Source organism: Rhizobium sp. CCGE531 (assembly GCF_003627795.1).
Classification (GTDB): Bacteria; Pseudomonadota; Alphaproteobacteria; order Rhizobiales; family Rhizobiaceae; genus Rhizobium.
The window spans coordinates 222533-248376 of sequence record NZ_CP032687.1 but is presented as its reverse complement, the minus strand read 5'-3'; the positions used below and the strand labels follow the sequence as shown (position 1 = coordinate 248376).

Here is a 25844-nt window from a genome sequence, read left to right as displayed (position 1 = left end):
CGGATGGTTTCGGATTCTCCCGAGATGGGGTCACCGGTATCCAGCCCGGCGGAGCGGCATGATGAGGATGGTTCGACGTTTTCCCAATATATTCGAAACCATGAGGCAATCTTTGGTCTGCGTGACCTAGAGATTTGTCAGCTTGCTTTCGAGCAGATTTTCTCAAGATTGAACCTAATGAAAGATGTAAATGAAGCCCAGCGACTGGCACCAATCGTTGTCACTCTTTATAAGCAAGGCATTCATGACGAACGCCACCTCGCCAGACTTGCTGGTGCATGGCCACTTTTAGCGAACCCCTTCTTGGTAAAATACTTTGCCATTGATCCGTAGTCGGACGATTGGGGCAAGAAGCCCTTGATTATGAAATTTCCAGATAGCGAAGCGATAGGAAGCATTGGCAGAATCTATCGTTCAGGGCTTGATTCCACTTCTGCATGCTTGAAAAAAAGCGGAGGCCTAACCCCAGCTTCCGCGCGCTCGCTTTGCCCAGCTTCGCGCGGCGGCCCCTCCAACTATTTGGCGAACAAAGATAGCCGATCTACATTACCGCTGCAGGGACAACCCTTACGATGAGAACATCATGGATGGGAATAGAGTTGAAGGAAATTGGAAGCAGATCAAGGGCAAGGTGAAAGAGCAGTGGGGACAGCTCACGGATGACGACCTTGGATCTAATCGACGGACGCCGAGATCAGCTCGAAGGCAAGATCCAAGAACAACGCTACGGCTTGGAAAAAGATCGGGCGCGGCGCGACATCGACGATTGGTACAATCGACAGACCTGGGAGTAACAGGCCGCGTTGTACCATCGGACTGCATGACAACGGTATTTCGTACAGCAATGCCCAAGCACACCCACAAAAAGCCCCTATCCGAATAGGGATAGGGGCAGAGTTTCCATCAAGTGCTCGTTTCAATTACGGTCGTGGGCACGGCCGACTGTTGAATTAGAACATGGTAATGTCATCAATGATATACGCCCTTTGAGGAGGCACTCCTCGACAAATTTCCTTGTATAATCGACCGTATTGTAGATCGGCGGTGACCTGCCACTCTGCGGTCTATGACAACAAACCTTAAAGACTTGTCGGTTTGCCTGCGTTGGGCGGCTTCATCCTCGCGGGTTCTGGCGCCACCGGTCTTGATGATGTCCTCGCGCCGACGGGCGAAGTTTTCCGCGGCGGAATGGAGGTATTGCGGCATGCTGCTTCCGAATGCCTTCGGCCCGACCCTTACGGGCTACGCGATATCCGTCTCCATCGCCTCGATCAGGCGCTCCAAAATCATCTCTCCCAGGAGTTACGCCATTCATTGCATCCGTTCACGACGTACATGGCGTCACGCCAGATCGTTGCCGGCTCGTCCTTCTTGAAATAATCGATGATCCATTGGGTAGCGTGCAGCATGCCGGTAAGCTCGATGACATTGTTCGCGGTCTCACCGAAGCCTGCGGACAATGCAGCGATTTCCCGGCCGTCCTTGTAGACGACGACCTAACCGCCGCTTCCAGGATTCGGTTCGCAGGCCCCATCACGCCGAATGGTATTCGAATGGGCTATTAAGTTCTGCCTGGCGACTCTAGCTAGTTTCCGTCCACGAACATCAAGTTATTGATATTATTAAGTGAATCTGAATTTTGCGCAAGCAAGGCCCGGCGGTTTCAGGTATACTTTGGGCTCATGCCACTGATTCCGAAGCACAATCTGCAACCGCCGGAGCCGACAATGCGCCAGGAACGCACCGTCCAAGCCAGTATATTCGATCTTTTCGCCACGCACGAGATCGGCCACGAACTGAAGTCGATGTCGCAGTGGCTGGACGAGCACCACGATCTGTTTGGCTTGGTGGGGCGGGATCTGGGTCGGCACGGCGTCAAGGCCACCGGACGGCAAGGGCTGCCGGCCGAGGCAGTGCTGCGTTGCGCATTGCTCAAGCAATACCGGCAGCTGAGCTACCAGGAACTGGCGTTCCATCTCGAGGACTCCGCGTCGTTTCGGGCCTTTGCGCGCCTGCCGTGGTCATGGAGCCCGCAAAAGTCAGTGCTGCAAAAGACGATCAGCGCGATCCGACCCGAGACCTGGGAAGTGATCAATCGGGCGCTGCTGTCGAGCGCTCGGCAGGCGAAGCTGGAAGACGGCACGGTCGTGCGGCTGGACAGTACAGTGACCTCGGCACTCATGCACGAACCGAGCGACAGCAGCCTGCTGTGGGATGCCGTGCGGGTCATGGTGCGCCTGCTGAAGAAGGCAGATACCTTGGTCGGCGCCGGCCTGGCATGGCGCGATCATTGCCGCGCGGCCAAGAAGCGTGCCCGCGAGATCCAGTTCACACGCGGTCAGCCCAATCGGGTCCGGCTCTACCGTGAGCTGATCGCGATCGCCTGCGCGACCTTGGCATACCTGAAGCAGGCAACCGAGCGACTGGCAGCGGCGAGCAATCCGCTCGTCCAACTCTGGCAGGCCCAGGTTTGCCGCTATCGACCGCTGATCGAACGCATCATCAAACAGAGCGAGCGGCGAGTACTGGCGGGCGAGAAGCTGCCGGCGGGCGAGAAGCTGGTAAGCCTGTTCGAACCCCATGCCGATATCATCGTCAAAGGTAGCCGCGAGACCGAATACGGCCACAAGCTCAACCTGACCACCGGCAGAAGCGGCATGATCCTCGATCTGGTGATCGAGGCAGGTAATCCGCCCGACAGCGAGCGGCTGCTGCCGATGCTGGAGCGCCACATCGCCGTCTATGGAAACGCGCCGCGGCAGGCGGCGGCCGACGGCGGCTTTGCCAGTCGCGGCAACCTGGCCACAGCCAAGACCTGGGGCGTTCGCGACATGGCATTCCACAAGAAAGCTGGCCTCAAGGTCGAGGACATGGTCAGAAGCAATTGGGTCTATCGCAAGTTGCGCAACTTCCGCGCCGGTATCGAAGCCGGAATATCATGCCTCAAGCGTGCCTACGGCCTGGCACGCTGCACCTGGCGGGGCCTTGACCACTTCAAGACCTACGTCTGGTCCTCCGTCGTGGCTTACAACCTCGTCCTCTTCATCCGCCTCAAACCGACCTGAACTCCGACCAGCTTTTAGAATTGCGCCGTCGCTACAATGCCGGCCTCGTGGCGTACGCCTCAGCGCCGCCAACTGTATACTGCCCAATCACAAGCGTTCATGATCCTGTCCGTCGCCCCAAAACCACTCTCACCGCCAAGGACAAACCCTTGTAAACGCGCTTAAACACGCCTGTTTGTGGACGGAAACTAGCACTACTTTGGCAGAACGTCGTTTGGCGTTCGGAAGCGAATTCGACAGTGTGGACATCGCTCTGGAACTGCTGGTGGCAAAAGCGCGTTTATGACCGCGCGGCGGATGGCTGGCAGTGTCGGTTTAGGCGGGCCATGTTTCTTCCTTTTTTTCCCGCTTTGCCTTGTGTAGGCGCTGATGCTGCAGGAAGGCATAAGCGATCATTGTCATCAGTGCGTGTCGATGCAGACCTTGCCATGATCGACCCTCGAAGTGGTCGAGACCGAGTTCTTCCTTCATCTGCTGATGGGCCTGCTCGCAAACCCATCGCGCTTTGATGGCAGCCGCGAGAGCTTTCAAGGTCGTATCTGCCGGCAGATTGGAGAGATAATACTTGCGCTCGTCGTTTGAGCGCCATTCACCAACGAGCCATGCTTCCTCGCCCGGCATGTGCTGCTGCCCCTTGTCGAGGATGCGTTGCGGGTTGCCGTCAGCAATGCGAATGCGTAGGGCAGCAAAGCGTGCGGTCAGGCGACCTTTCGTGCCGTGTCGCCAACTGATCTTCTTCCAGACGGCTCCTTCCAGGATCGTTTCGGCTGCTGTCGATAGGGTGTCGGGGATCGAATGCTTGCGGGGCCTTCCATGGCCAGCGACAGGAAAGATCAGTGCAACATCATGAGGATAAACCTTCTGATGCTTGGGAATGCCGACAGCCCAGGTCAGGCCGCGTGCGCTCAATCCTTGGCGAAACGCAGCCGACAGACCGTAGCCGGCGTCGGCCAGCACGGTGCCAAACCGCACGCCCGCGGCAATCAGTCGATCGATTTCTCTGAGCGCGATTTCGGGTTTGGTGCGAGATAGGCGCATCGGCTCGGGAACCCCAGCCTTTGCCATCCGATCCTGATCGCTGGTCCAACTCTCGGGCAGGAACAGCCGTAAGCCCACTGGGACGGGAACCTCGTCGCGGGCCAGCGTCAACGACACCAGCGTCTGGCAATTGGCGCGCTTGCCGAGCATCGACGCATACTGTGGCGCGACCCCAACAGAATGGTCGCCCTTCTTCGGCAGGCCTGTGTCGTCGATCACCAGAAACGCATCTGAAGCCCCGACAATCTTGTCCGCCTGCACTGCCAATTCCGCCTCAAGTGGACCGGCATCCCAAATGCCGTCCGAGATGAAATGATGCAGGCGATCATAGTGCTCGGGTGCAAGGCGTTCGGCCATCGGTTCAATGCTCTTGCGATCGCCCGGACCGATCAGGCCCGAAATATAAACCGGGCACATCTGCCGCCGCTTCTTATGACCAAGCTTTTCAACGAACGGCTTCAGCCAATCCGCCAGTGCAACATCCAGTTCCGCCATCCTCTACACCCCTGCTAAAGGGCTCAAGATGACCAATCATCGTTAACTGCGGGTTAATCTGCCAAAGTAGTGCTAGCTACGGGGAGCCCTGGGCGCTTTGCGGCGGACCGAGCATGGCGGGCGGATGATGAATTTCCGCGCTCGTCGTTCTTGCGGAACCGACTGCCGCCTTCTAGATCATGAACAATGTCGACGCCATGTCGGATCCCTGCGAACGGAACTTGACGCGGCTGCCAATCAACTGTTGCGCATGAAAGCCGCCTCTCGATCAGTCTTGAAAGCCTGACGTCGGCGCCAAGGCCTCGCAGATAGTCGCGTAGCGGACAAAAAGAGATTCTGGAAACACGTAGGCGATAAGCGAACCCTGCATGTGCGAGGGGTACCCGAATGCGAATACAGGATCTTTCGAAGATGAGCATCACGCCGCCCTCCTTGGAACCAAGCATCTGATCGCCAGTTTTGATTGCGGAGGAATAATGCCATGACCAGACAATGGTGGGATAAAACTCTGATGCTGGAAACGAGACAGGCCGGCAGAGCGGTCGCGATCAACAGCGCCGAGCGCGCTGCCGATTTCCTGCTCAACGAATGGCCGGCAGAGAATACCGGCGAAGCCTATGAAGACGCCAAGAGAGCGGTTCTTGCAGCCCATGAGGGCAGAATAACTGCCGAAGAAGTGCGAGAGGCGATCATTAAGGCGGCCCGAGAGGATGGGGTCTTTGTGTACGGCCGGTGAGGTCATGCCTGCCTCCCGAATATATGTGGGAGGCAGCGATAGGTTTTTCTTCAGCGTCTTCGCGTCTTCCCCTCTGCGCGCGCTGCGAACTTATCAACGCGCCGATACATCTCCTTTTCGATAGTCTTGCCCGTATCGACTCGTATGGCGAAGAACCGATCGCGTAAGGCGAGCGCATCAGCTTCCGACTTGCAATCAGCGATGATGTGAGATCGGGGAAGCCTCTCCCCTTCCTCCACGTACCGGCAGGAGCCAAATGCAACGAAGGTTTTTGGCATAACCTTCTGGACCTGCAGGACGAAGAAGATTTCCTCGCTGCGATGAGTGTCCATCCAGTATTTGAAGGTGTATTCTCGGTAGGCTGCCGTCATATGGTCCGTAAAGCTGGTGAAACGCCAGCACCCGCTGGCCTGGCCGGCTACTCTTCTCAGCGAAGCAGCTGCAGGAGATTTTCGGCCCTCCCCTGTTGACAGGCTCTCAGTTGCTAAAATTCCTGTCTGCACTGGGCCAGTGAGCTATTTCTCCTCCATTCGGCTTCGAAGGAACTCTTCTATCTGAAGCGCTAACCTCGCTGGCTCCTGGCCCATGGTTTTGAGGTGAAGTTCCGGATTCTCCGGAGCCTCATAGGGAGACGAGACGCCGGTGAAATTGGCAATGTTTCCGGCAAAGGCCTTCTTATAAAGCCCTTTCGGATCTCGGCGCGCACATTCGTCTAAAGGCGTGTCAACAAAGATTTCGATGAACTCGCCTTCGCCCATGAGCTCGCGCGCCATACGCCGCTCGTCTCGGAAGGGCGAGATGAAGGAGCAAATTACGATCAGCCCTGCGTCCGCCATCAACTTGGCGACCTCAGCGACGCGGCGTATGTTCTCGACCCGATCAACTGCGGTAAAGCCAAGGTCACGATTAAGCCCGTGGCGTACGTTATCTCCGTCCAATAGATAGGTATGCTTGCCGCAAGTATGCAGAAGCGCTTCGAGTGCATTGGCGATCGTCGACTTGCCCGAACCGGACAGACCGGTGAGCCAAAGGACAGCAGGCTTTTGGTTCTTGAGAGCCGACCGCGCGGCCTTGTCGACGTCGAGCGCCTGCCAATGAACGTTGTCGGCACGACGAAGCGGGAAATCAATCATGCCGGCGCCGACGGTCGCGCTGCTTACCCTATCGACGATGATGAAATTGCCGGTTGACCTATTTTCCTTGTAGGCGTCAAAGACGATCGGTCGTTGCGTCATGATGTTGCAGACGCCCACCTCGTTCATCTGAAGCAGTTTGGCCGGTTCGCGAACGAAGCTGTCGACATTTAGTTGGTGCTTGAGCACAGTCACCGTGGCGCTGACACTGTCCGTCTCCGTCCGCAAGAGATAGCTTCGTCCGGGGAGCATCGGATTGGCATCGAACCAAATAAGATGCGCCTGAAATTGGTCCGAGACAAAAGGTCTTGAGGCGGGGTCAACCAGCATGTCGCCCCTCGAGACATCTACCTCGTCGGCAAGAACCAAGGTTACCGGTTCCCCTTCTGCGGCAGATATCTGGTTGCCATCAGGGGCAATGATCGCCCTGACCGACGATCGCAGACCTGATTTTGCAACGATCACCGGATCGCCGACCGCAATTTTTCCGGATGCGATCCGGCCCGCGTAGCTCGAAAATCCGCATTCGGCCGCATGACGAGCTGAACAGGAAAACGAAAGGGTTCTTGCCTGTCAGGTGCGTCGAGTTCCACCGTTTCCAGATATTCAAGAAGCGGGGAGCCTTGATACCAGGGTAATTTCCCCGATTTCGAAACAACATTGTCTCCGAAGCGGGCGGACATCGGAATGGCCATTACGCTGGCAAAACCCAGCTTCGCCGAGAAGCGCACGTATTCGGCCACAATGGCATCAAATATCGGCTCGCTGAAATCGATGAGATCGATCTTGTTCACAGCCAGGACGACATGGCGAATGCCGAGAAGCGAGGCGAGATAGGAATGCCTGCGTGTTTGCTGGAGTATGCCTTGGCGGCTGTCGACGAGGATGACGGCAAGGTCGGCAGTTGATGCGCCCGTCGCCATGTTGCGCGTATATTCGAAGTGGCCTGGCGTGTCGGCAACGATGAACTTGCGCTTCGACGTGGAGAAATAGCGATAGGCAACATCTATGGTGATGCCCTGTTCGCGCTCCGCCTCAAGGCCGTCGAGCACCAGAGAGAAATCGATTTCCTCGCCATTGCCGCCGCGGATGCCCCCGTGGCGAAGGTCTGCCAATTGGTCTTCGAAGACCAGTTGCGCATCGCAGAGCAGTCGCCCGATCAAGGTCGATTTGCCGTCATCGACCGAACCGCAGGTAATGAATCGAAGAACCGGTCCTTTGTCCTCTTGGACCAGATGCTCTTCCATGTCATGCGGCGATATCGAAAAAGGATATGGCATCAGAAGTACCCTTCCCGCTTCTTCTTCTCCATTGCGCCGGCCTCGTCGAAATCGATCAGCCGGCTCTGTCTTTCGGAGGTGCGTGCCTCCACGATCTCGCGCAGGATTTCCGGCACCGTCTCCGCACTGGATTCGATCGCGCCCGTCAAAGGGTAGCAGCCGAGCGTACGGAAACGGATCATGCGCTGCGTGACCGTTTCGTCGGGCTCAAGCGGCATGCGCTCGTCATCGACCATGATCATCGCCGCACCGCGCTGAACGACGGGCCGCGGCGCCGCGAAATAGAGTGGCACGACCGGGATGTTTTCCTTTTGGATGTATTCCCAGACGTCGAGTTCCGTCCAGTTGGAAAGCGGAAAGACGCGCATCGTTTCGCCTGCGCTGACACGCGTATTGTAGGTTCTCCACATCTCCGGACGCTGGCGTTTCGGATCCCAAGCATGCTGTGCGTTGCGAATGGAAAAGATCCGCTCTTTGGCTCGCGATTTTTCCTCGTCGCGGCGTGCGCCTGCGAGCGCAGCATCGAAACTGAATTTGTCCAACGCCTGGCGCAGCGCCATGGTCTTCATCATGTGCGTGTGCACGTTGGAGCCGTCTCGAAACGGGCTGATACCCTGATCGATGCCATCCTGATTGACGTGGACAATCAATTTCAGGTCCATTTCCCGCATCATGCGGTCGCGGAAATCGATCATCTCCCGAAACTTCCACCGGGTGTCCACATGAAGAAAGGGAAAGGGCGGTTTTCCCGGGAAGAACGCCTTCATTGCGAGATGCAATAAAACGGAGGAGTCCTTTCCGATGGAATAGAGCACTACCGGATTGGAAAAGGTCGCAGCGACCTCCCGAATGATATGGATGGCTTCGGATTCGAGGTATCGCAGATTGTCGAAAGACATCTCATTTATCCTTGCGGAGCCGATGCGTCGTCAAGCTCGAAGAACTTCGCGTAGGGGCCGCCTGCAAAGTGCCGCCGTAGCTCTACAAAATTCCGCAGCGAGCGAGCGAGCGAGCGTGTTTCCTGCCGTTGAATGGTGGCGCGATTGGAAAACCGATGCGCGGGAGCTCCCAGGAAGGCCAAAACGGCTGCCAGGCATGCGCTCGGTTTAAGAAGAAGATCCTGGTATTCGATCATCAGCAGTTTGCTCGGATCAAACGCATCCTTGACCCGCGCATGGAAATCGTCGGCAGCTTTGAAATAGGCTTCGCATTCGTTCACTGACAGCGAGACACTTGGGGGCTCATTACGGTCCGGGCTGAATTTCAGCCACTGACCCGTTTGCCTTGCCTGCACCAGCGATCGTAGGGATTCCAATGTATTGCGAGTAAGCAAAATGACTTTGAGGCCTTGCCAGCGAGCCAATTCGTCGAAAAAGCCTGGACGCTCATAAAATTGAGGCTCGTTAATTTTACAGCCGACATGCGTCACCTTCTTCTTGGCTGGTGGATAGCGCATGTAGGCGAGCTCGAGAAGCTCGCGATCGCTGTGCCTCAGGCGATCCTTATCGGGCCAATTTTCATCATAGCTGTTGAGCAACTCACCGTTGCTCAAGATATTTGGATGATCGTTCAGCAACGCTTCGAGATAGTGCGTCCCAGTTCGCGGCATCGCAAGGATTACAAATGGCTCCGGCGACGGTAGGGAATGGATCATTGCGCATGTTTCCAACTGTTATTGATCACAAAGGTGGGGATGGCGCCCGCACAAGAACTTCGCCGTTGCGCCGACGAGCGTAAGGGCTCTCCGGCTGGTTCTTTACGCCAGGCTATTGAAAGACGTTCGTACTGCGGTCTGGCCAGTGCAGCTGAAACAGATCGGTATGATCCGTCTGCAGCCTTTGAAGGCTGGCATCGACTGCTTCGAAAAGGTTTGCGCGCGTGTAGCTGACGCGGCCGTCCAGGATATAGGGCAGGTTTGCTTTGGCTGGCCGGACGGGACCGACCGCTTTGGTCGAAAGCACCACATCCTGCCTGCGGCCGGTTTTGCGCAGCCAACTGTCGATATAGCGCGCCGAGAGACCGTCGTCCCGACGCGCGGTGGTACAGGATACATCTCCGCCGTGTCGACAAAGTTTACGCCTACATCGAGAGCCGCCCCGAGTTGCGCGCGTGCCTCGGCTTCCGTGTTCTGCTCTCCCCAGCCCATCGTACCCAAGCCGAACGCGCTTACTTTCAGGCCGCTGCGGCCGAGTCCGCGATACTGCATTTCATCACTCCGTTTCGTAAGCGGTCACGGCTTCAGGGCATCAGACGGCGCCGCAGAAGCGTTGCCGAAAGGAAGAACGGCAATGCCGCGTAAAGGCAGAGCGCACCGACATGCAGGCCGACGCTTTCCGCCGGCCGGCCGAGCATTGCTGGACGAATGAGGTCGATCGCATGTGCGAGCGGCAGCAACTGCGCCATTTCCTGAAATCCGCCCGGCAGTTGCGCGACCGGAAAGACCGCGCCGCAGAGGAACAACATCGGCGTGAGGACGAGCGTCTGGTAGAAAATGAAATAGTCGTAACTGGGTGCGAGTGCCACGACGACCATGGCCACGCTCGCGAATGCAAACCCTGTTAGCGCAATAACCGGCAGCACGCAGGGGATCGACGTCCACGCCGCATAGCCGAGCATAGTGGCGACGATCAAAATTCCCGTCCCGGCCAGAAACGCCTTGGTGGCCGCCCATGCCAATTCGCCGAGAATGACATCGCCGAGCGTCAGTTGTGTGTATAGGATTGCTTCCCAGCGGTGAGATTGCATGCGAGCGAAAGCCGCATAAATCGTTTCGAAGGTAGCAGATGTCATGGAACTTGCCGCAACCATGCCGCCCGTCAGAAACGCGATATATGGAGCCCCGTCCACGCGACCGACCATTATGCCGAGGCCGTAACCGAGACCGAACAGGTAGATCATGGGATCGGCGAGATTCCCGAGTATCGACGCAAGCGCAACCTTCTTCCATGCCAGATAGTTGCGGCGCCAAACCGCAATCCAGTTCCAAGCGTTAGCCGGCAGCGTTGTCGCATAACCTTCACCCATCATTCATTTCTCCATCTCGCGCCCGGTCAGCCGCAAAAAAACATCCTCCAGATTCGGTGGCCGCTGCAAAAGACGCAGGCCCGTTCGCCCGCGCAGTTGCGCCAAGACCGGCTCCGGATCGGACGCGTAACAAAAGAGCGTCTCGCCGCTCACCTCGAACCGTTGCGCATATGGCCGGATCGCTGAATGCAGTTCATGCGGATTGCCGCCGTATATTTCGATCACCTGGCAGCCGATCTGCTCGTCGACAAGCGCATGCGGGCGGCCCTCGGCGATGATGCGTCCCTTCTCGATGACGCACAGGCGATCGCACAAACGCTCAGCTTCTTCCATGAAGTGGGTGGTCAAGATAATTGTCTTGCCGCGCGCCAGAAGTGCCCGCAGGCGCTCCCAGATCAAGTGGCGCGCATGCGGATCAAGGCCCGTCGTCGGCTCATCCATGACAAGCAGCTGCGGGTCGTTGATCAGCGCACGCGCCAGTGTCAGGCGCCGCTTCATGCCGCCGGACAGCTCGGAAACGCGTGCATGCGCCTTGCTCTCAAGGCGCGCGAACTCGAGCAGTGACGGGATAACCTTTTCGACCTCGCGTGTGCTCATGCCGAAATAGCGTCCGAACACCACAAGATTTTCGCGCACAGTGAATTCGGCGTCGAGGTTGTCGAACTGAGGGACGACGCCGATGCGCCTGCGTGCCAAGCGGGCGCGCGCCGGCACGGGTACACCGAGCACGCTGATCTTGCCGGAATCAGGAAGAGTCATGCCGAGAACCATTCGCGCGATTGTGCTTTTTCCCGCGCCGTTCGGCCCGAGCAGGCCAAAGCATTCTCCCGCTCCAACGGAAAACGACAGCCCGTCGACGACGGTCCTTTCGCCGTAAGACTTCGTGACACCGGCAAGTTCGATTGCTACCGTGGACATGTGCTCATCTTCATGTTGTCTGCGACGCCAACTGGCGCCAATTCGGCGACCCGCTCCTTGGTGAAGAGCACGCCGTTGCACCATACATGGTCGATGCGTCCCCATTCGCAGGCTGCGGCAGCATCCGGGAAGAAGCCCCGTCCATGGAGGTTGGCACTCGTGTTGCAAAGCAGCGGAATGCCTGTGAGTTTTTCATACTCGATGAGGAGTTCGGTAACTGCGTGTTCAGAGCTCCTGGAAATGGTTTGCAAACGTGCAGATCCGTCGAGATGGACGACAGCGGGAATCTTGTCCTTCCACTCCGGGCGCGTCTGGTGGTCGAACAGCATGTAGGGATCGGGCGTTCCGGGACTGAATATATCCGGCGCGAGGTCCTCCAGGCATATTGGCGCCACCGGCCGGAAGTGTTCGCGAAATTTGACTTCGTTGAGATAGTCTTTCATTTGCGGCGACGTCGCGGCTGCGAGAATGCTTCTGCCTCCGAGCGCCCGGGGTCCGAGCTCGGCGCGCCCGGCAAGAAAGACAACGGGCTTATTGCTGGCGAGGATCGTGGCGAGTTCTAATATGCTGCACGGGGCAGCCTCCCATCCGGGCGGCGCATCGCCGTTTTTCAAAGCCGGGCCGCTGTAGACCGACCACTCCAGCGGCACAAAGCCTTCATGCGCCGCCATGGCGCTGCAGGCGGCACCGATTGCAGAACCACTGTCGTTCGGAAATGGCGGAACCCAGACGGCATCGAACAGGCCCGTCTCGCGCAGTGCACTGTTCCATTTGATGTTGAGACCACAGCCGCCGGCTATGCATAAATTACGCGGCCCTGGCAGTGAGTGGCGCTGCATGGCAAGCGCCATTTCACGGACTAAGAGAAGCTCCAGGAAAGAATGGAATGATGCAAGCACGTTTTCGGGCGCCTTATCCTCCAATCGGACCACGCTGGCATCGAAGAAGTCATGTACGGCTATAAGGGAAGATTCAGCGTCGTTGATGTTTGCGCGATAGCGACAGGCTCGCTCGGCATCGCCTGAAAAGTGCTCCTCGTAGAGCTCTTCGAACACCGCGACGATGTCTTCATCAATCGAGCCAAGCGCGATATAGGCCATCAGCTTGCCGGCGACACCGAGGTCCCAGCCCGCGCGGCTTGGCTGCTTATATGGCCCGAAGTAATGGCCCGCGGCAGCGTAAGCTTGCCCTATCATCGGGAATAAGGACTCAAGGAACCGCGCTCCGTGGCCATCGACGTGATAGAGGCGCGGGAAGATGCAGCCACCCCATACCAGGCAGAACGCGGCTTCACCAGCCTTGGCGAATGGACTGGTGCAGTATGCGGAGGCCACATGGCCGGTAACATGCGGATAGCTCTTATAAGAAAGAACCCGGTCGTCGAGAATAAGGCCGGAGCCGTCGAGCGAATCGAGAAGACCGTCGGGGTGGCGTTCAACGTAGGGCGCCCCCGTGAGAGTGACGGGAGCCGCGCCGCTGAGGACCTGGAAACGCGACTCGATCTCACCATCCCATCCGTCGATGACGAACTGATCGACGTCGCTTGGATTAAGACCGTGTTCCGCCAACGCGGTGACAATTGCGTCGAGATTGTCGATGGTTTGGTATCGGCGATTGTTGTCTTGCTTCTCCTGCTCAATGCAGAAGACTAGCCGTCCGTCCTCGATAAGGGCGATCGCCCCGTCATGGGTCAGCTTTATACCACAGATGCGCATAGTGTCTCCATGTCTAAGCTCGAAACTTCAATTGATTAGGAAGAGGAAACCGGATTGCGGAAACGGACGAGCAAGCAGTCTTCGTTGTCCGAGTCCCCCTGTAACTCAAGACGCTCTACCTCGACCAACATTTCGGTGAGAATGGCAATGACCGTCTCAGCGCCGGTAACATGACCCCAGCGCTGGCAGTTCGCATCGCGAGCCGAGCCGAAGACCAGATGCCCGCCCGGCGCAAGCATGCGAAGCAGGTTCCCAACTGCCATTCGCATCTCGGCAATGTCTCCGAGGTAATAAAGAACTTCTGCAACCACGATCAGATCGAAAAGCTCTTCAGAGGAAAACTGTTGTACGTCTGAGACAACCCAGCTGATATGTGCCGGCTTGTTCATGCGCCGGCGTGTTCGATCAATCGCTTCTGGCACGACATCGATAACGGTGAGGCGCTGGCAATGGGGCGCCAGTTTTTCCGTGAAGGCGCCGGCCGCACACCCGACTTCGAGTGCATTTGCGATGGGCCCCTGGGCAAGCGACAGCAGGAGCATTTGCGCGTGACGCTTGCGTTCGAACGGATTTCCGTCGAGGCGCCACGGATCATCTGCAGCCAGTTCGCGATTTAAAAGTTGATAATTGTCGTGCGTTTTCATGCCGTCTACCTTGATAGAGCGATCATTACTGGTCGGTGCAAATGCCGTCATATGCCATCGATCTGGTAGCATCTCTCGCAAGATTGTGCCGGCGAAGCGGAGCTTCATTTTCTTGCGATTCTCTCGGGCTTGATGCAGCAACCGGGTCTTGGATGGCGTCCAGCTTTCCACCCTTGCCTGTTGCCTTGGCAGCAGAGCCGCGCGACAGCCAATCGCTATTGCTCAACGTACAGAGCGCGTAGGCCTTCAAGGGCAGCAGGAAAAAGATGTTGATGAAGGTATGCAGGGAGAAGCCGATAAATCGAAATTGGCGAGCACGAACCGCTGCGACGCTGCAGCGGATCATGGTCATCGATGCGATCATCAGGCATGTCCACCAGGGCACGGTCCCGGTGAGCGCGAACTGCGCTAGTCCGGTTAGCACCGATAGGGCGAGCAAGAGCGGTCCGAGGTTCTGACCAATGACGTCCAACGTGAGAAAACGGTCAAGACCAGGCAGAAGGTTCATTGCAAGCAACGTGTCACGGAAAGTGCTGCGTGCCCAGCGAAGTTGTTGACGCAGATAAGGGCGCAGCTTGTTTGGAACAACAGTTGCCGCGATGGCGGTTGGAACATATTCGGTTCGAAATCCGGCCTTCAACATGAGAATCGTAAGATGACGATCTTCGCCGAAATCGCTTCGCTTTCCCCGGAACATTTGCGTTTCGTACTGGTCGAGTAGCATGGTAAGCGCAGTCCGGCGGTACATGGCGCATGGGCCACAGCAGCACATGACAGCACCGAAACGAGCCTGTGCCGCGCGCTCCTCATTACAGGCCAGCCAGTATTCCATGTCGATCAAACGGGTCAACCAGGTCTCGTGGCGGTTGCTGGCGGCAAGCTGGCCCATAGCCGCGCCAACTGCCGGATCTTGCATCTTGAGTGCAAGTTTCACGACGACGTCTGGGGCGAGAATGGTGTCGGAGTCGACGTTGAGGACCAAATCCCCAGAGGAACGGCGTATCGCTGCTATCTGCGCCTTGCGCTTTCCAACATTCTCCCTGAGCAGAATGAATGTGAATCTTGGATCGCGTGCAAACGCCGTGTGGACGGGCGTGATGGCGTCGCGATTGCTGGAACCGTCATCAACCACATAGACATTCAAATCCCCAGCGTATTCTTGCTGCGCGATGGACTCCAGGCAGTCCCAGAGTGTGCCCGGATCCTCATTGAAGGAGGGTATGATGACATCGACGCTCGGCCATTGCGCCGAAGCGATGGGCTCTGCAGAGGTCGATGGCTCCTCGATTGGCCGAGCATAAACGACCTGCATGCTTTTATAAGCCGTCGAGAGCATCGCATAAAGCGAGATAGCGGCAGTGCTGGTTGCGTCGAGCAGATTCATGAATATCGCTTTCAGTGATGTTGAGGAAGCGAGCGGATTAAAAATCCGCGGTCGCGCACGACTGGGATGATGCGAGAGAGTGCCATGATGGTATGACGGCGCAGACTGCTATCTACGCTCGGCTTCGCCTCGCTTGGAGGGCATCCGTCGTGCAACAGAACGATTGCCCCGGGACGGATAGAGGCGAGCACTGCATCGACAATGGCATCGACGCCAGGACGAGACCAGTCTCGCGGGTCCACAGACCAATGGACGGCCGCCAGCCCTGCGCTCGCCGACACGGAAAGAACGTCTTGGGTCCAGCTCCCGTAGGGAGCGCGCATATATTGCACCGACGCCTGCGGGCATGCAGTCTTGATAGCCCTGCTCGCCTCAGATATCTCATGTTCTATTTCGCCGGGACCGCAATTGGACAGGTCCGGATGGGTCATCGTGTGATTGGCGACCTTGTGCCCTTCGGCGATCATTCGTTGGATGAGTTTCGGCCGCTCGGCTGCGTAAGTTCCGATAACGAAGAAGGTTGCGGGCGCCTGATGTTGCGCCAGCACGTCTAGAATCTCAGGCGTACAGAAGGGATGAGGTCCGTCGTCAAATGTCAGATAGATGCTCGGCCGGTCGGTGGCGTCATCGCACGCATTGGGCATTTCGTATAAGCAATCGAGTTGCGTCATAGCTCTGGCCCGTTCCGATCGATTACCGTGCCGGCAGGCCAATCGGAGATGGATCTTCCAATCGGCAGGACGATGACAAGCGCGTCGTCAATGCGTGTGGGCGGCTTGTCGAGGCGCGCCTCCGGTAGAGTGGACGACACACGAATCCCCGATAAGATCGTTACCGGACCGTAACGGCCGAACCTTTCGATATGCTTTTGCAATGCGGGCCGAACGGTGCCGAAAGCAAATGGAACGGCGAGTTCGCGCAATACAGGAAGCATGGCGTGAACTGAATGCCCGATCCCCAATCCCTCGAGATCCGGACGTACGCCATATAGTCCGAGCTCACCCACCAACTGATCAATTGCGCCAATTTTAATAAATCGGCGCAGCAAGCCCAGATGAGCCGCGACACCATTAGCATCATAGGCGATGAGACGAAGTTCGGGCCTTGCTCCCGCCCAGCTTCGACTGCCCTCGAATGGTTTTGCATTAAAGGGCCCGGTTGGCCCATAGGTCATCCGAAAGAAGTCGGCGAGCTCGATATGCTCGGCGAGTTCCAACTCGTTTTCCCAGCACAGTCTCCACCGCACCTTTGAGCGCATGCAAAGACCTCCTTTTTCCTGCTGTAGTTCTGAGGGAAACATCGTGTGATTGCAGCAACTGCTCGTCTACCCACGTCATACGCGCCAGGCGGTCGCAACGGCATACAATCGTTATAGTAGAACCTTTCTATTTCGCTCGCGTCTGAGATGATCAACTCTCTGAATACTTCCGACCGTCGTCGGTCGTTCGTAAGCTTACGCCGATGTACTCGTCTGCTAATCGACATACTTGTCAGGTTATCGACATTTTCCTCATGCACCATCATGCCGAATCGGTAAAATTGATTGTTTGGATGGCAACCATCCACATCTTGAATGAAGGAAAAGATGCGCTTCAAAGGACTGGACTTAAATCTTCTCGTCGCGCTCGACGCATTGATGACCGAGCGTAACCTGACGGCCGCGGCACGCAGCATCAATCTCAGCCAGCCTGCGATGAGCGCTGCTGTGGGCCGATTGCGTGTCTATTTCGAGGATGAACTGTTTACGATGAATGGTCGCGAACTTGTCCTGACGCCGCGTGCGAAGGGCCTGGTTTCGGCCGTACGTGAAGCCTTACTCCATATCCAGCTTTCGATCATTTCCTGGGAGCCGTTTGATCCCTTTCAGTCGGATCGCCGTTTCAGGATCATTCTTTCCGATTTCCTCACACTCGTGTTTATGGAAAAGGTCGTGAAGCGTGCTGCGCGGGAAGCCCCAGGCGTGAGCTTCGAATTCCTGCCCCTCGCCGATGATTACGACGAGCTTTTGCGCCGTGGCGAAGTCGATTTTATCATTCTCCCGGACGTGTTCATGCCAACTGGACATCCTCGAGCGAAACTGTTTGAGGAAAGGCTCGTATGCGTGGGCTGTGGCAGGAACCAAGAGCTATCACAGCCGCTTACATTCGACAGATACATGTCCATGGGGCACGTCGCGGCCAAATTCGGGAATTCACGAAGACCATCAATCGAAGAATGGTATTTGCTCGAACACGGTTTTAAGAGACGTATCGAGGTCGTCGTGCAGGGCTTCAGCATGATCCTGCCCGTTCTGTCCAATACCAATCGCATAGCGACCGTGCCGTTGCGACTGGCGCAACATTTCGCAGAAGTTTTGCCCCTTCGGATCATGGACCTTCCACTGCCGCTTCCCCCATTCACAGAGGCCGTTCAATGGCCTGCGCTTCAAAACAGTGATCCGGCGAGCCTATGGATGCGCGGGATTTTATTACAGGAAGCATCGCGCCTTGCCCTCCCGTCGGCAGAGCATTGAGTGGATGCCAGCAATGTTGCTGGAGCCCATCTCATGCGGATACTCGCAAGATCGGCTTAGAGTTTATAGGGAAGAGAGGCCATCGAAGCACCTGGCTTTCAACGGATCTGGCATGTCGGCGAACGGTGCAAGGCAGATTGGCAGGAATGTCTTTGATGCCGTCGATAGAACGCCAGTTTAAAATAACAATGTGTGTGAACTTGTACCGCCAGCAGGTAAACATTCTGGTCAGCGGTAATGTGCTTGGTGGTGCAAAAGGGGTGGAATACACGCATATCGAAAAGTACCGGTACGGCTTAGCCACACTTCTGGTGCGGCATTCCACACTCCGTTACCAGCCATGCGAAAACCGCCAATTGATAGACCGACGTCGTCGAAAACTATGCCGATGCCCGTTGGATGCTTCACCACACTGGAGAGGCATTGCGATCATTTCTGTCTCAGCTGAGCAGCAATCATGTCGCGACTGGCGTTATGGATCAGCAGCGTTTCGTAAAAAACCGTCAGAATGTTTTCCGCCAATTCCGTATCCAAGTGTTGCATACGAAGGACAGTCACCTTTCGCTCCTGCCGTGAAACCTGTTCTTCACTTTCGGCAATATGGCGATTTGCGATATCAAGGTCGGCTTGAGTGAATATCATTTTGGTTTCTCCCTGAGATCGGCATCCCTGGGAAGTGGCACTCGCACTGAAGCGCTTCCCTGTGTTCCGTCGGAACCCAGTTCATCGCGGTTCGGAAGAAACGAAGATGACGCTACACTGGTGGACGCTACCAGTGACGCTCGAAACGCGTCGGGTCGGTCAATATCTTACCATAGGTAGTGCGGACAAAGCAGCAGAATACATGTTCGAGGAGTGGCCGGGAAATGTCACGATGGATTTACTTCAATTAGCGCAACGCATTTCGGTCATTTGCTGCCGTCAATTTGCTTACCAATTGCGATTTCGACACCATTGCGGCATTCAGGATCGCCTACTGTCTGGCCATCATTTTGGCCGCAGGTCTCGCCTATGCGACCTAACAAGCTGAAAACATCTCGCAGAGTCTCTTCGTCCAAGGTCCGCAACTTTTCGATTGAGGCCAATAGCAGAACCGCTTTTGCTTCAGTCCCACCCCAGAGATGGGGTGCTGCTGGCGCGATAATTTCCTCCGGAGTGGCGTCCAGAACCTCACAGAGATGAATTAGCCGGCATACCGTCAGGCGGGAGATCTTATTTTCGTAGCGGCCGTAAACCTGTTCGCTCAGCCCAAGCAGGGGCGCAAGTTTCGATCGAGGCAGTTTTCGTCTGTCGCGGGCGCCGCGAAGACTGGTGCAGATCTGTTCTTCCAGTTCGGCGCTAAGCACAATTCGCCCATCAAAAGGCTTCCGATAGACAGGTTTGTCTATGCGTGGGTCAATGACCTGCTGTAAACCGAGTTCTTTAATCCATTGCTTCAAAGATGGACCTGCCATTGCTGAGACTGAGGGTTAACGCGCAAGATCTCTTTTATACGGAAAAACGTTAAGGTTAAAACCTGTAACGTTGCATTTTTGATCATTTTTGGCGCATCTTTCTATCAAGCGAATTCGTCAAACGTGCACTAATTTCGCATATTATTATTGTTTTTCAATACATAATTGAAATCGGCACTGGTTTCTCTTGGTGCAAGAAAAAACACAATCGCACCAAATTGGCTATCGCCAGGTTACGCACCGCACTGGCATGGCGTTCCCGACCGATCCGATATCGTGAGAAACGCATCAATGCCATGTCTAGAATCTGTAGGGTGGTTTTCCTGTGGTTTTTGTTCACTGCGACCCCGAAGCGGCTCTCTGTCGCTTAGGTCTGATGATCGACATGGAACGCGAGATAGGCCATCAGCCTCAGAGGGGATCGCCGAAACCCGTTCATAGATGGGCTCCTCCAGATCGTGTTTTTTTGAGGTCACAAGTCGGGACGGGCGATCGGGTTATCCAGCGCTCTCCACGCGTTACGCTTACTGAAAATTGCATACTCAGCTCAAAAAATGAGTCGACTGACATAATGCTTTCCATTTTTTTGCCGAAAAAACGCAAAATATATTTGGCTCACCTTCAAGCGTTCTCACTAAAGGTATCCTATGAAATACCAGCTCGATTCAACTGATTTCAGTACAAATCTTTAGAATTTCAGCCGACCCGGAAAGCTGTCCAGATTGCGAAACACGTGCCAAATCGGCGCGTACGGCAATTTACAACGCCCTATGAGAACAGCATATTGCGTCGCGCCGCCGCTATCTATGGTTGGTATCACAGCTCTCCCTTCTCCCTCATCTCTGTGGGCACGAGATCGCTTCAAATAGGAGGCTAAAGCAAATGAAAAATATCGTGTACGTGTTAGAGTCGGATACCGCCCGTTTTGGGGCGGTTGAGCTTCAGGATGGAAGCATTGCTCCGATCTATGACTTGATTGGTAGCAGGCTAATCGAGATGATCCGCTTTGACGATATGCACTCGCTGTTCGTAGATGAAGAAGCGTTGCGTGATGGGCTAACCGCCTTTACAATCTTTGATGGCTGTCCAAAGCCTCTGGCGGGGAAAATTGTCCTTGTGGGAGGCGACTGCGGACAACCTTATCGTGCCCCATTGATCACGATTGCGGATGCGGCGGCACGCTTCCGATGTTGCCGGCCGGTGCTCGATCCAGTCTTTGCCACGGCCGGCGATATGACGCCAAAGGGTCTTATAGTTGCCGGGGCACTGGCAAGCTTGCAAGTCCGCATTGATCGTCGCTCTCCCGTGCTCGAAGAGAGCGAAAATCGCGGTTTGATACAATAAATCCGACCGCCACGCTCGCGAAAGATCGCGCGGGCATGGCGGCAAAAGCTTAGGTATTCGGTTTCAACTCACTCACTCATTTGCCAGGCGGCAACCCCTTAATGAATTTGCTGCGGTGGCGCTGCCGCTAAATAGGCTGGCAGATCTCAGGGAACTCCGGAAAACGCGCGCACCGTTTGCAGGTCTGAGATGGCGATCCAACGCACCTCGGGTAATCATTGCTCCAGGAGATCAGATCTCAAAACCCAAAATGAGGGGATGGAGTTTACGTCGACCACGCACGGCACAATCCTCCCGCCTCTTGTGATAGCCCCCGGGTCGATGATGACCAGCTGGGAAAGCGGGCTGTCGCTATTCATCCAGCCATCCACGTTTCGCACGCTGATCCTCAACGTCAAGTACGGGAGGAGCATTGCGTTTTCGGTCAAGCGTCATTGGCTCCATGTCCGAGCATCGGCCAATCTGAGAATTTTGTCCGTAAGGCGAACCAAATTTGATCGGTCGAAACGGTATCGAAATGGCATTTAGACTTTCAAAACAATTAATAAAATCAATGCGTTAGTTTAGTCACTATCCCGCTGCGACCTCAAGTAGCAGCTCAAACTCGTACATATCTTGCGCCAAATTGATTTGTTGGGATATGCTTTTCGCGTATCGACCGCAAACATCCCGACGCGTGCGTCGGGTTTGAAATGGAGAGAAAAAACCGGCCAGAAAAAGAAAAACCGCTCCCGAAGCAATCCGGAAGCGGGTCTGTAAGAGAATAAATTAGCCAAAACCTTTCTCGCAGACCCTTCCTTCCTTGTCAACAAAAAACATCACTTTGGTGAACGGCGGAGCTTTGCCTGGTCCCGAACGGAGACGAGGACATGGAAGATATGACCACCTGCCAACGGCCGGTCGGCCGTAAGATAACGCCCCAAAGGGCTGAATTCCGGCGCTGGGCAAAATCGGCAGAAATCGGAATGGTGACGCGTGCCCAATTGGCTGTGCTTGCTCAAAATCTGACCTGCACAGGCCTGATAAATGGAACGGAAAGCCATCTGTTGCTAATATTGATCAACACCGCCCCCGCCGATACTTTCGATACGTCGGGGCGGCCAATCGTGTTCAAATCGAACCGACAATTGGCATTTGAGGTCGGGCGTTCGGCCGGCCGGATCAGTCGAATGCTTTCCAAGCTTTTCGATCTGGGTTTGATCACGATGCAGGACAGTGGAAACTATAAGCGATATCCCGTCAGAAACAGCGATGGCGTCATAACGGATGGATGCGGGGTCGATCTTCGAATATTGGTCCTGCGATATGGCGAGCTTACTCGCCTCGTAAAAGACATCCGAGCGGAGAAGAGGGCGACCGAAGCTGCCTTGCGACGGTACCGAGGCGCCTTGCGCAATATCCGTTGTGCCCTCGCTGCTGTCGCTGATGTAAGTGCAACAATGCGCCAACGCATTGCCGACCGGGTCGAGCGCATCAGCAATTATATCGGAATTGCTGCCAAAGCATCCAACCGGATGCTGCGTCGTGCGACTGTCCTTCTTGAATGGTCTATGGACCGACTGATGCGGCTTGACCCGCGACCTCAAGACCAACTCGGCGCAGGGAAAACGACATGCGTGCCTGTCGAAAACGACATGCAGAAACAGACTACACCTCCTTATCAATCAAAACGTAGTAGTAATGTTCGAGAGGGTTCGGCTCATGTCGGACAATACAGTTTTCCAAAAGCCAGCGCCGCCAGCAGCTCGGCTTTTGAAGAAACCGCGACCCTTTGGCGAGGCTCAGTCAGCGAGCGAGAACCTCAGCGGCAGGCTCTAATCGCGCTTAAGGATGTCTTGCGGGCGGCCCCGGCCCTCGCGGAGCTTGGATGCACTCCCAAGAGCTTCCAGGAGTTTGTTCGGCTGACTCCGATGCTGTGCCGCTTCGTCGGGATCTCAGAGGATGCCCGCCGTGGCGCCGTGGAGGCAATGGGCGAACAGCAAGCAGCGGTGGCGGTGGCAGTTATTCTGGAAAAAGCAAATCGGCAGGAGGTCAGTTCGCCCGGCGGATATCTGCGCGCAATGGCCGAGCGCGCAGCCGCGGGCAGATTGTATCTTACCCGCTCGGTCTTCGGTCTGGCGGCTCGCCGCGACCTTGAGCAAAGCACTCGAATGGCCGGGCAAACTTAACTGGTGGGTCACGCTCTTAAGCGGTGCAGCGTTCTAGTCGACACTGTTCATGCGCCACGATCAAAGTGAGCGACGATGTCGGCGCATGCGGTGACCGACCGGAAAACGAGTGAGTGTGAGGTCCAGGATTCTATAGTTGTGGCGCTGGTTCCTTTAAAAAGATGATCATGAAAACCACTTTGCGGCGAGATCGCGGTGAAGACCGACGCTGTCCGTTGCCGGAGTGCCTACCAGACAGCCAAGCTTACCTGCGATTGATGTCTCATTAGCTCCCGTTATCTTGAGGCACCATACGCTTCAGCAGCCGAACGAGATCGCGCTTTGCCTCGCTCGGAAGGGTTCTGATAATTCGGTCCAGAGTGAGACGATCCTCGGCTTCCTCAGGCGTGCGCCCCCAAAGATGGGGCGCCGCTTCAAAGAGCATATCTATGGGCATAAAGCCGAGAATTTCACAGAGATGGATCATTCGGGTGACCGTCATCCTTGAAAACGCCCGCTCGTAACGTCCGTACACGGGTGTCGACAGACCGAGCATTGGCGCAAGATCCGCGCGAGCGAGGCCCTCGGCCTCGCGCGTTTTTTTTAAAAATGCGCTGATCAGTTCTTCCATATCTCCTAGCGTCGCAACTTTCCCGTCAAAACCGGGCTTGCGGTAGATCGGCTTGTCGACTTCCGGATCGGTGGTATCTACGAGGCCTCTCGCACTTTTGTAACTTTCTAGATCTTGCGTCACCGCCTGTCCCTATTTTTCAACAATCGCCGGTCAGCGTGGATCGCCGTGGACGGACTTGAACTGCTTGCCTTTGCCCCTTTGAGGTCGTCTTCTGTCCGTTCCGAGGGGAACATTGTCAGGTTATAACAACTTTAGAGAGCTTAGCCAATTTGCTTCAGTAATCCGATGCACGATGAAGTCAAATCACGGCTGCGAGATCGGCGATCTAATTTAATCAGCGACAAACGATTGCTCGCTGGGACCATTTTCAAACCACCACGATCCCCTTGAAATTCAGCGAGAATTCGCGAATACATCCTTCAAGCTCCTTAATGAAGTCAGCGGCAATCGTCATTGGTTCCGATGTGAACGGCCGAGCCAAGGGTCGGCGCATCTTCGTGTCCGCTTATATCCCATTTGGTTAGCAGGAAAAGTAGGACCGTACCCTGGTGATGATTTTCCCAGAGAGCCTTATCGGCTATCCCTCTCCGGTTGTTGCGTAAAACCAAGCGATTTGTGATGGCCGGCTTGCTCGCGCGAAGCGGACGGGATAGTGCCTGTCTTTAAATGACGGAACCGGTCGTCGAGCGCATCGTAAAGCTCGCAGAGCGTCAAAGCGAAAGGCTTACTGCGGCTTTCTGGGGGCTGGGCGGCAATCAGGGAAGCGCTCGTCTTCTCTGGTAGGTCTCGGCCATGCGGTGCCCGATTGACGCGTCAAGAATGCCCGGATTGAATCGGGGCTCGGCCTTGAACCCGACTGAATCGCGCGCCGGATCGGCATCCCCGCGCCACTGGCTTGACGATGCCGAGACGCTCAGCGGACGTGCGGCGAAGGCCGCTGAGGCTGCCGTTGAGGGCTGCGGCATCGTTCGTAACGACACCGCGCTGACCCTGCTCGCACACCGCATCGGCCTTCGAAATAGCAGGTGCGATCGATCTTGCCGGGACATGTTCCGGCTTCCGCTACGCTCGCGGACGGCGCTGTTCGCAGGCAGGGACGACAGGCCATGGTGGCGGCCAATAATCTCAGCCACCGGATCAATCCAGCCGAAGGGCGACCTCTTTTCTTTTCCAGACGCCGCCGGCGCCGGCGTCTTGAGGCCATTAGGCAATACGGAGAAGCCATTCTCGGTTTGGATCTCGCGGTGGACGACAGCCGCTACGATCTGATCTCCTTCCTGTTGGGGGCAGCACCTGGCCCCTCGCTCCAGGCATGGTGGCGGAGGGTTTCCTGATGATGATGCGGGACGGTCGTGCCGTTCAGGCCAATGCCCGAATGTCCGATGTCGTTACCAACGGGATCGGCATCGATCCACAAAACTCCTGCTGACAGGCTCTGAAGCGCGCCTGACGGAAGGTGACCGTCGTTTACGGGCCACGCCATCAGTTCCAGACAAGGACCTGAAACAAGTTGACGTGGGCCCGCAAGACAATGTCCCAGATGAAATGACACGCGGGCGCAAATCGCGATTTTCCGCCCGAAGGCCGCAACGTCCTGCATTGCACAGGTCGCGCCGAGCTAAGATAGTCCGGCAACATGGCCACAGAGCGAACGAAGTGCATCAGGCTTCCGAATGTCGACCATTCGCGCATGTCGCAGGCTGATTATGCTTTGTTCCTTCAACTCGCTCATGGCACGCGATACCGTCTCGATCGTCAAGGCGAGATAGTCCGCAATGTCCTGCCGCGACATGGCCAATCTAAACTGCCGAGTGCCTCCCAGGCGCTCGCAGAGATCCAACAAAAATGTGGCCACCCGTTCAATCGCAGACTGCCGTCCGATAAGCAGAAGGTGTTCCTGAGCACGTTCCATAGCTTCAAGAGCAAGTGCAAGGAGTTCCGGCAAATGCCGCTGCTGAGCAAGGCCCTGTTCAAACGCCACTATTCTTGTCAGGGCGAGCGCTTCGGCAAAGTAACGATGCTGAGAGCCAGCTTCGAAGCCGAACATTTCCCCCGCGACATGGAAGGAGACGACCTGCCTCCCCCCGTTGGAAAGGATGCGACATACCCGAACAGCTCCGGTAGAAACCCGATAGCACTTATCGGCGCTCCCGCCCTGGGCGTATATCTCTTGGCCGCGCTCATATGTGACGGCGATGTGCGCTCCCCCAATTTGCGGCCCCACAATTTTCGTCGGCGAGGTCCAAGGCTGTGCTGCGGGCATGAATTTCGGCTGCATCTGGTATTCCCCATGTTCCGGGGCAAGATTGCCGGTTCTTATG

22 protein-coding genes and 4 pseudogenes are annotated in these 25844 nt (G+C 56.1%); 8 read left to right on the top strand and 18 right to left on the bottom strand.

Annotated features, from left to right (window positions below):
- Positions 1–3 precede the first annotated feature (3 nt).
- Together CCGE531_RS31000 and CCGE531_RS30995 are read left to right on the top strand one after the other, a co-directional pair.
- Positions 4–333, top strand: coding sequence for a hypothetical protein (locus CCGE531_RS31000; protein WP_240535518.1), 330 nt, complete (start codon positions 4–6; stop codon positions 331–333).
- A gap of 250 nt (positions 334–583) precedes the next feature.
- Positions 584–794: pseudogene (locus CCGE531_RS30995) on the top strand (CsbD family protein).
- A 492-nt stretch (positions 795–1286) separates the two neighbouring features.
- On the opposite strand, the gene CCGE531_RS34575 reads toward CCGE531_RS30995, so the two are convergent.
- The gene (locus tag CCGE531_RS34575; protein WP_154660803.1) at positions 1287–1460 is read right to left on the bottom strand and encodes a hypothetical protein; all 174 of its coding nucleotides are present in this window, start codon (positions 1458–1460) and stop codon (positions 1287–1289) included.
- Positions 1461–1727: 267 nt separating this feature from the next.
- Here CCGE531_RS34575 and CCGE531_RS30990 point away from each other — a divergent pair, with 267 nt between their 5' ends.
- The gene (locus CCGE531_RS30990) at positions 1728–3065 is read left to right on the top strand and encodes an ISNCY-like element ISRtr6 family transposase (RefSeq protein WP_004126005.1); all 1338 of its coding nucleotides are present in this window, start codon (positions 1728–1730) and stop codon (positions 3063–3065) included.
- A gap of 246 nt (positions 3066–3311) precedes the next feature.
- On the opposite strand, the pseudogene CCGE531_RS30985 reads toward CCGE531_RS30990, so the two are convergent.
- Positions 3312–4598 (bottom strand): annotated as a pseudogene (locus tag CCGE531_RS30985) (IS701 family transposase); the annotation flags it as partial.
- Between the two features lie 481 nt (positions 4599–5079).
- Between CCGE531_RS30985 and CCGE531_RS30980 the strand changes: the two are divergent.
- A complete protein-coding gene (locus CCGE531_RS30980; protein ID WP_120670795.1) occupies positions 5080–5334 on the top strand; it encodes a DUF982 domain-containing protein in 255 nt (84 codons plus the stop codon).
- A 50-nt stretch (positions 5335–5384) separates the two neighbouring features.
- On the opposite strand, the gene CCGE531_RS30975 is transcribed toward CCGE531_RS30980, so the two are convergent.
- The 12 genes and pseudogenes from CCGE531_RS30975 to CCGE531_RS30920 all read right to left on the bottom strand — a co-directional run bounded on the left by CCGE531_RS30975 (position 5385) and on the right by CCGE531_RS30920 (position 16690).
- Positions 5385–5705, bottom strand: coding sequence for a hypothetical protein (locus tag CCGE531_RS30975; RefSeq protein WP_004125998.1), 321 nt, complete (start codon positions 5703–5705; stop codon positions 5385–5387).
- 144 nt (positions 5706–5849) lie between these two features.
- Positions 5850–7747 (bottom strand): annotated as a pseudogene (gene cysC / locus CCGE531_RS30970) (adenylyl-sulfate kinase).
- A complete protein-coding gene (gene cysD, locus CCGE531_RS30965; protein WP_120670793.1) occupies positions 7747–8646 on the bottom strand; it encodes a sulfate adenylyltransferase subunit CysD in 900 nt (299 codons plus the stop codon). Before cysD ends, cysC begins: the two are co-directional and overlap by 1 nt.
- A gap of 5 nt (positions 8647–8651) precedes the next feature.
- Complete coding sequence (locus CCGE531_RS30960; protein ID WP_004125985.1) at positions 8652–9401, bottom strand: sulfotransferase; 750 nt, start codon at positions 9399–9401, stop codon at positions 8652–8654.
- A gap of 118 nt (positions 9402–9519) precedes the next feature.
- Positions 9520–9953, bottom strand: a pseudogene (locus tag CCGE531_RS30955) (aldo/keto reductase); the annotation flags it as partial.
- Between the two features lie 32 nt (positions 9954–9985).
- Positions 9986–10771 carry an ABC transporter permease gene (locus CCGE531_RS30950; RefSeq protein WP_004125979.1) on the bottom strand — a complete coding sequence of 262 codons (786 nt, stop codon included), beginning with the start codon at positions 10769–10771 and terminating at the stop codon, positions 9986–9988.
- Positions 10772–10774: 3 nt separating this feature from the next.
- A complete protein-coding gene (nodI, locus tag CCGE531_RS30945; protein ID WP_004125976.1) occupies positions 10775–11689 on the bottom strand; it encodes a nodulation factor ABC transporter ATP-binding protein NodI in 915 nt (304 codons plus the stop codon).
- Positions 11677–13404, bottom strand: a complete 1728-nt coding sequence (nodU, locus tag CCGE531_RS30940) for a nodulation protein NodU (protein WP_120670791.1) — start codon at positions 13402–13404, stop codon at positions 11677–11679. Before nodU ends, nodI begins: the two co-directional genes overlap by 13 nt.
- Before the next feature lie 35 nt (positions 13405–13439).
- Positions 13440–14156, bottom strand: a complete 717-nt coding sequence (gene nodS, locus CCGE531_RS30935; RefSeq protein ID WP_120670789.1) for a nodulation methyltransferase NodS — start codon at positions 14154–14156, stop codon at positions 13440–13442.
- Complete coding sequence (gene nodC, locus CCGE531_RS30930; RefSeq protein WP_120670787.1) at positions 14074–15432, bottom strand: chitooligosaccharide synthase NodC; 1359 nt, start codon at positions 15430–15432, stop codon at positions 14074–14076. Before nodC ends, nodS begins: the two co-directional genes overlap by 83 nt.
- A gap of 11 nt (positions 15433–15443) precedes the next feature.
- On the bottom strand, positions 15444–16103 hold the full coding sequence (gene nodB, locus CCGE531_RS30925) for a chitooligosaccharide deacetylase NodB (RefSeq protein ID WP_004125963.1): 660 nt from the start codon (positions 16101–16103) through the stop codon (positions 15444–15446).
- A complete protein-coding gene (locus tag CCGE531_RS30920) occupies positions 16100–16690 on the bottom strand; it encodes a NodA family N-acyltransferase (RefSeq protein ID WP_004125955.1) in 591 nt (196 codons plus the stop codon). Before CCGE531_RS30920 ends, nodB begins: the two co-directional genes overlap by 4 nt.
- Before the next feature lie 327 nt (positions 16691–17017).
- Between CCGE531_RS30920 and CCGE531_RS30915 the strand changes: the two genes are divergently transcribed.
- Positions 17018–17944, top strand: a complete 927-nt coding sequence (locus CCGE531_RS30915; protein ID WP_004125953.1) for a LysR family transcriptional regulator — start codon at positions 17018–17020, stop codon at positions 17942–17944.
- A 429-nt stretch (positions 17945–18373) separates the two neighbouring features.
- Here CCGE531_RS30915 and CCGE531_RS30905 read toward each other — a convergent pair whose 3' ends face one another.
- Together CCGE531_RS30905 and CCGE531_RS30900 are read right to left on the bottom strand one after the other, a co-directional pair.
- Complete coding sequence (locus CCGE531_RS30905) at positions 18374–18586, bottom strand: hypothetical protein (RefSeq protein WP_004125950.1); 213 nt, start codon at positions 18584–18586, stop codon at positions 18374–18376.
- Positions 18587–18852: 266 nt separating this feature from the next.
- Complete coding sequence (locus CCGE531_RS30900) at positions 18853–19398, bottom strand: helix-turn-helix transcriptional regulator (RefSeq protein ID WP_120670785.1); 546 nt, start codon at positions 19396–19398, stop codon at positions 18853–18855.
- 882 nt (positions 19399–20280) lie between these two features.
- Between CCGE531_RS30900 and CCGE531_RS30895 the strand changes: the two genes are divergently transcribed.
- Positions 20281–20742, top strand: coding sequence for a hypothetical protein (locus CCGE531_RS30895; protein ID WP_004125939.1), 462 nt, complete (start codon positions 20281–20283; stop codon positions 20740–20742).
- An 869-nt stretch (positions 20743–21611) separates the two neighbouring features.
- Positions 21612–22910, top strand: a complete 1299-nt coding sequence (repC, locus tag CCGE531_RS30885; RefSeq protein ID WP_120670783.1) for a plasmid replication protein RepC — start codon at positions 21612–21614, stop codon at positions 22908–22910.
- A 265-nt stretch (positions 22911–23175) separates the two neighbouring features.
- On the opposite strand, the gene CCGE531_RS30880 is transcribed toward repC, so the two are convergent.
- Positions 23176–23643 (bottom strand): helix-turn-helix domain-containing protein, encoded by a 468-nt coding sequence (locus tag CCGE531_RS30880; protein WP_004125932.1) that lies wholly within the window; start codon positions 23641–23643, stop codon positions 23176–23178.
- A gap of 986 nt (positions 23644–24629) precedes the next feature.
- Here CCGE531_RS30880 and CCGE531_RS34570 point away from each other — a divergent pair.
- Positions 24630–24857, top strand: coding sequence for a hypothetical protein (locus CCGE531_RS34570; RefSeq protein WP_154668707.1), 228 nt, complete (start codon positions 24630–24632; stop codon positions 24855–24857).
- Positions 24858–25141: 284 nt separating this feature from the next.
- Here CCGE531_RS34570 and CCGE531_RS30870 read toward each other — a convergent pair whose 3' ends face one another.
- On the bottom strand, positions 25142–25801 hold the full coding sequence (locus tag CCGE531_RS30870) for a helix-turn-helix domain-containing protein (RefSeq protein WP_120670781.1): 660 nt from the start codon (positions 25799–25801) through the stop codon (positions 25142–25144).
- Between the last annotated feature and the right edge of the window lie 43 nt (positions 25802–25844).

What these genes read in the sequence shown, in the direction of transcription:
- CCGE531_RS31000 (WP_240535518.1), top strand. Translation starts at nt 4, where the DNA reads ATGGTTTCGGATTCTCCCGAGATGGGGTCACCGGTATCCAGCCCGGCG.
- CCGE531_RS30990 (WP_004126005.1), top strand. Translation starts at nt 1,728, where the DNA reads ATGCGCCAGGAACGCACCGTCCAAGCCAGTATATTCGATCTTTTCGCC.
- CCGE531_RS30980 (WP_120670795.1), top strand. Translation starts at nt 5,080, where the DNA reads ATGACCAGACAATGGTGGGATAAAACTCTGATGCTGGAAACGAGACAG.
- CCGE531_RS30975 (WP_004125998.1), bottom strand. Translation starts at nt 5,705, where the DNA reads ATGACGGCAGCCTACCGAGAATACACCTTCAAATACTGGATGGACACT.
- cysD (WP_120670793.1), bottom strand. Translation starts at nt 8,646, where the DNA reads ATGTCTTTCGACAATCTGCGATACCTCGAATCCGAAGCCATCCATATC.
- CCGE531_RS30960 (WP_004125985.1), bottom strand. Translation starts at nt 9,401, where the DNA reads ATGATCCATTCCCTACCGTCGCCGGAGCCATTTGTAATCCTTGCGATG.
- CCGE531_RS30950 (WP_004125979.1), bottom strand. Translation starts at nt 10,771, where the DNA reads ATGGGTGAAGGTTATGCGACAACGCTGCCGGCTAACGCTTGGAACTGG.
- nodI (WP_004125976.1), bottom strand. Translation starts at nt 11,689, where the DNA reads ATGTCCACGGTAGCAATCGAACTTGCCGGTGTCACGAAGTCTTACGGC.
- nodU (WP_120670791.1), bottom strand. Translation starts at nt 13,404, where the DNA reads ATGCGCATCTGTGGTATAAAGCTGACCCATGACGGGGCGATCGCCCTT.
- nodS (WP_120670789.1), bottom strand. Translation starts at nt 14,156, where the DNA reads ATGAAGCTCCGCTTCGCCGGCACAATCTTGCGAGAGATGCTACCAGAT.
- nodC (WP_120670787.1), bottom strand. Translation starts at nt 15,432, where the DNA reads ATGAATCTGCTCGACGCAACCAGCACTGCCGCTATCTCGCTTTATGCG.
- nodB (WP_004125963.1), bottom strand. Translation starts at nt 16,103, where the DNA reads ATGACGCAACTCGATTGCTTATACGAAATGCCCAATGCGTGCGATGAC.
- CCGE531_RS30920 (WP_004125955.1), bottom strand. Translation starts at nt 16,690, where the DNA reads ATGCGCTCAAAGGTGCGGTGGAGACTGTGCTGGGAAAACGAGTTGGAA.
- CCGE531_RS30915 (WP_004125953.1), top strand. Translation starts at nt 17,018, where the DNA reads ATGCGCTTCAAAGGACTGGACTTAAATCTTCTCGTCGCGCTCGACGCA.
- CCGE531_RS30905 (WP_004125950.1), bottom strand. Translation starts at nt 18,586, where the DNA reads ATGATATTCACTCAAGCCGACCTTGATATCGCAAATCGCCATATTGCC.
- CCGE531_RS30900 (WP_120670785.1), bottom strand. Translation starts at nt 19,398, where the DNA reads ATGGCAGGTCCATCTTTGAAGCAATGGATTAAAGAACTCGGTTTACAG.
- CCGE531_RS30895 (WP_004125939.1), top strand. Translation starts at nt 20,281, where the DNA reads ATGAAAAATATCGTGTACGTGTTAGAGTCGGATACCGCCCGTTTTGGG.
- repC (WP_120670783.1), top strand. Translation starts at nt 21,612, where the DNA reads ATGGAAGATATGACCACCTGCCAACGGCCGGTCGGCCGTAAGATAACG.
- CCGE531_RS34570 (WP_154668707.1), top strand. Translation starts at nt 24,630, where the DNA reads ATGGTGGCGGCCAATAATCTCAGCCACCGGATCAATCCAGCCGAAGGG.
- CCGE531_RS30870 (WP_120670781.1), bottom strand. Translation starts at nt 25,801, where the DNA reads ATGCAGCCGAAATTCATGCCCGCAGCACAGCCTTGGACCTCGCCGACG.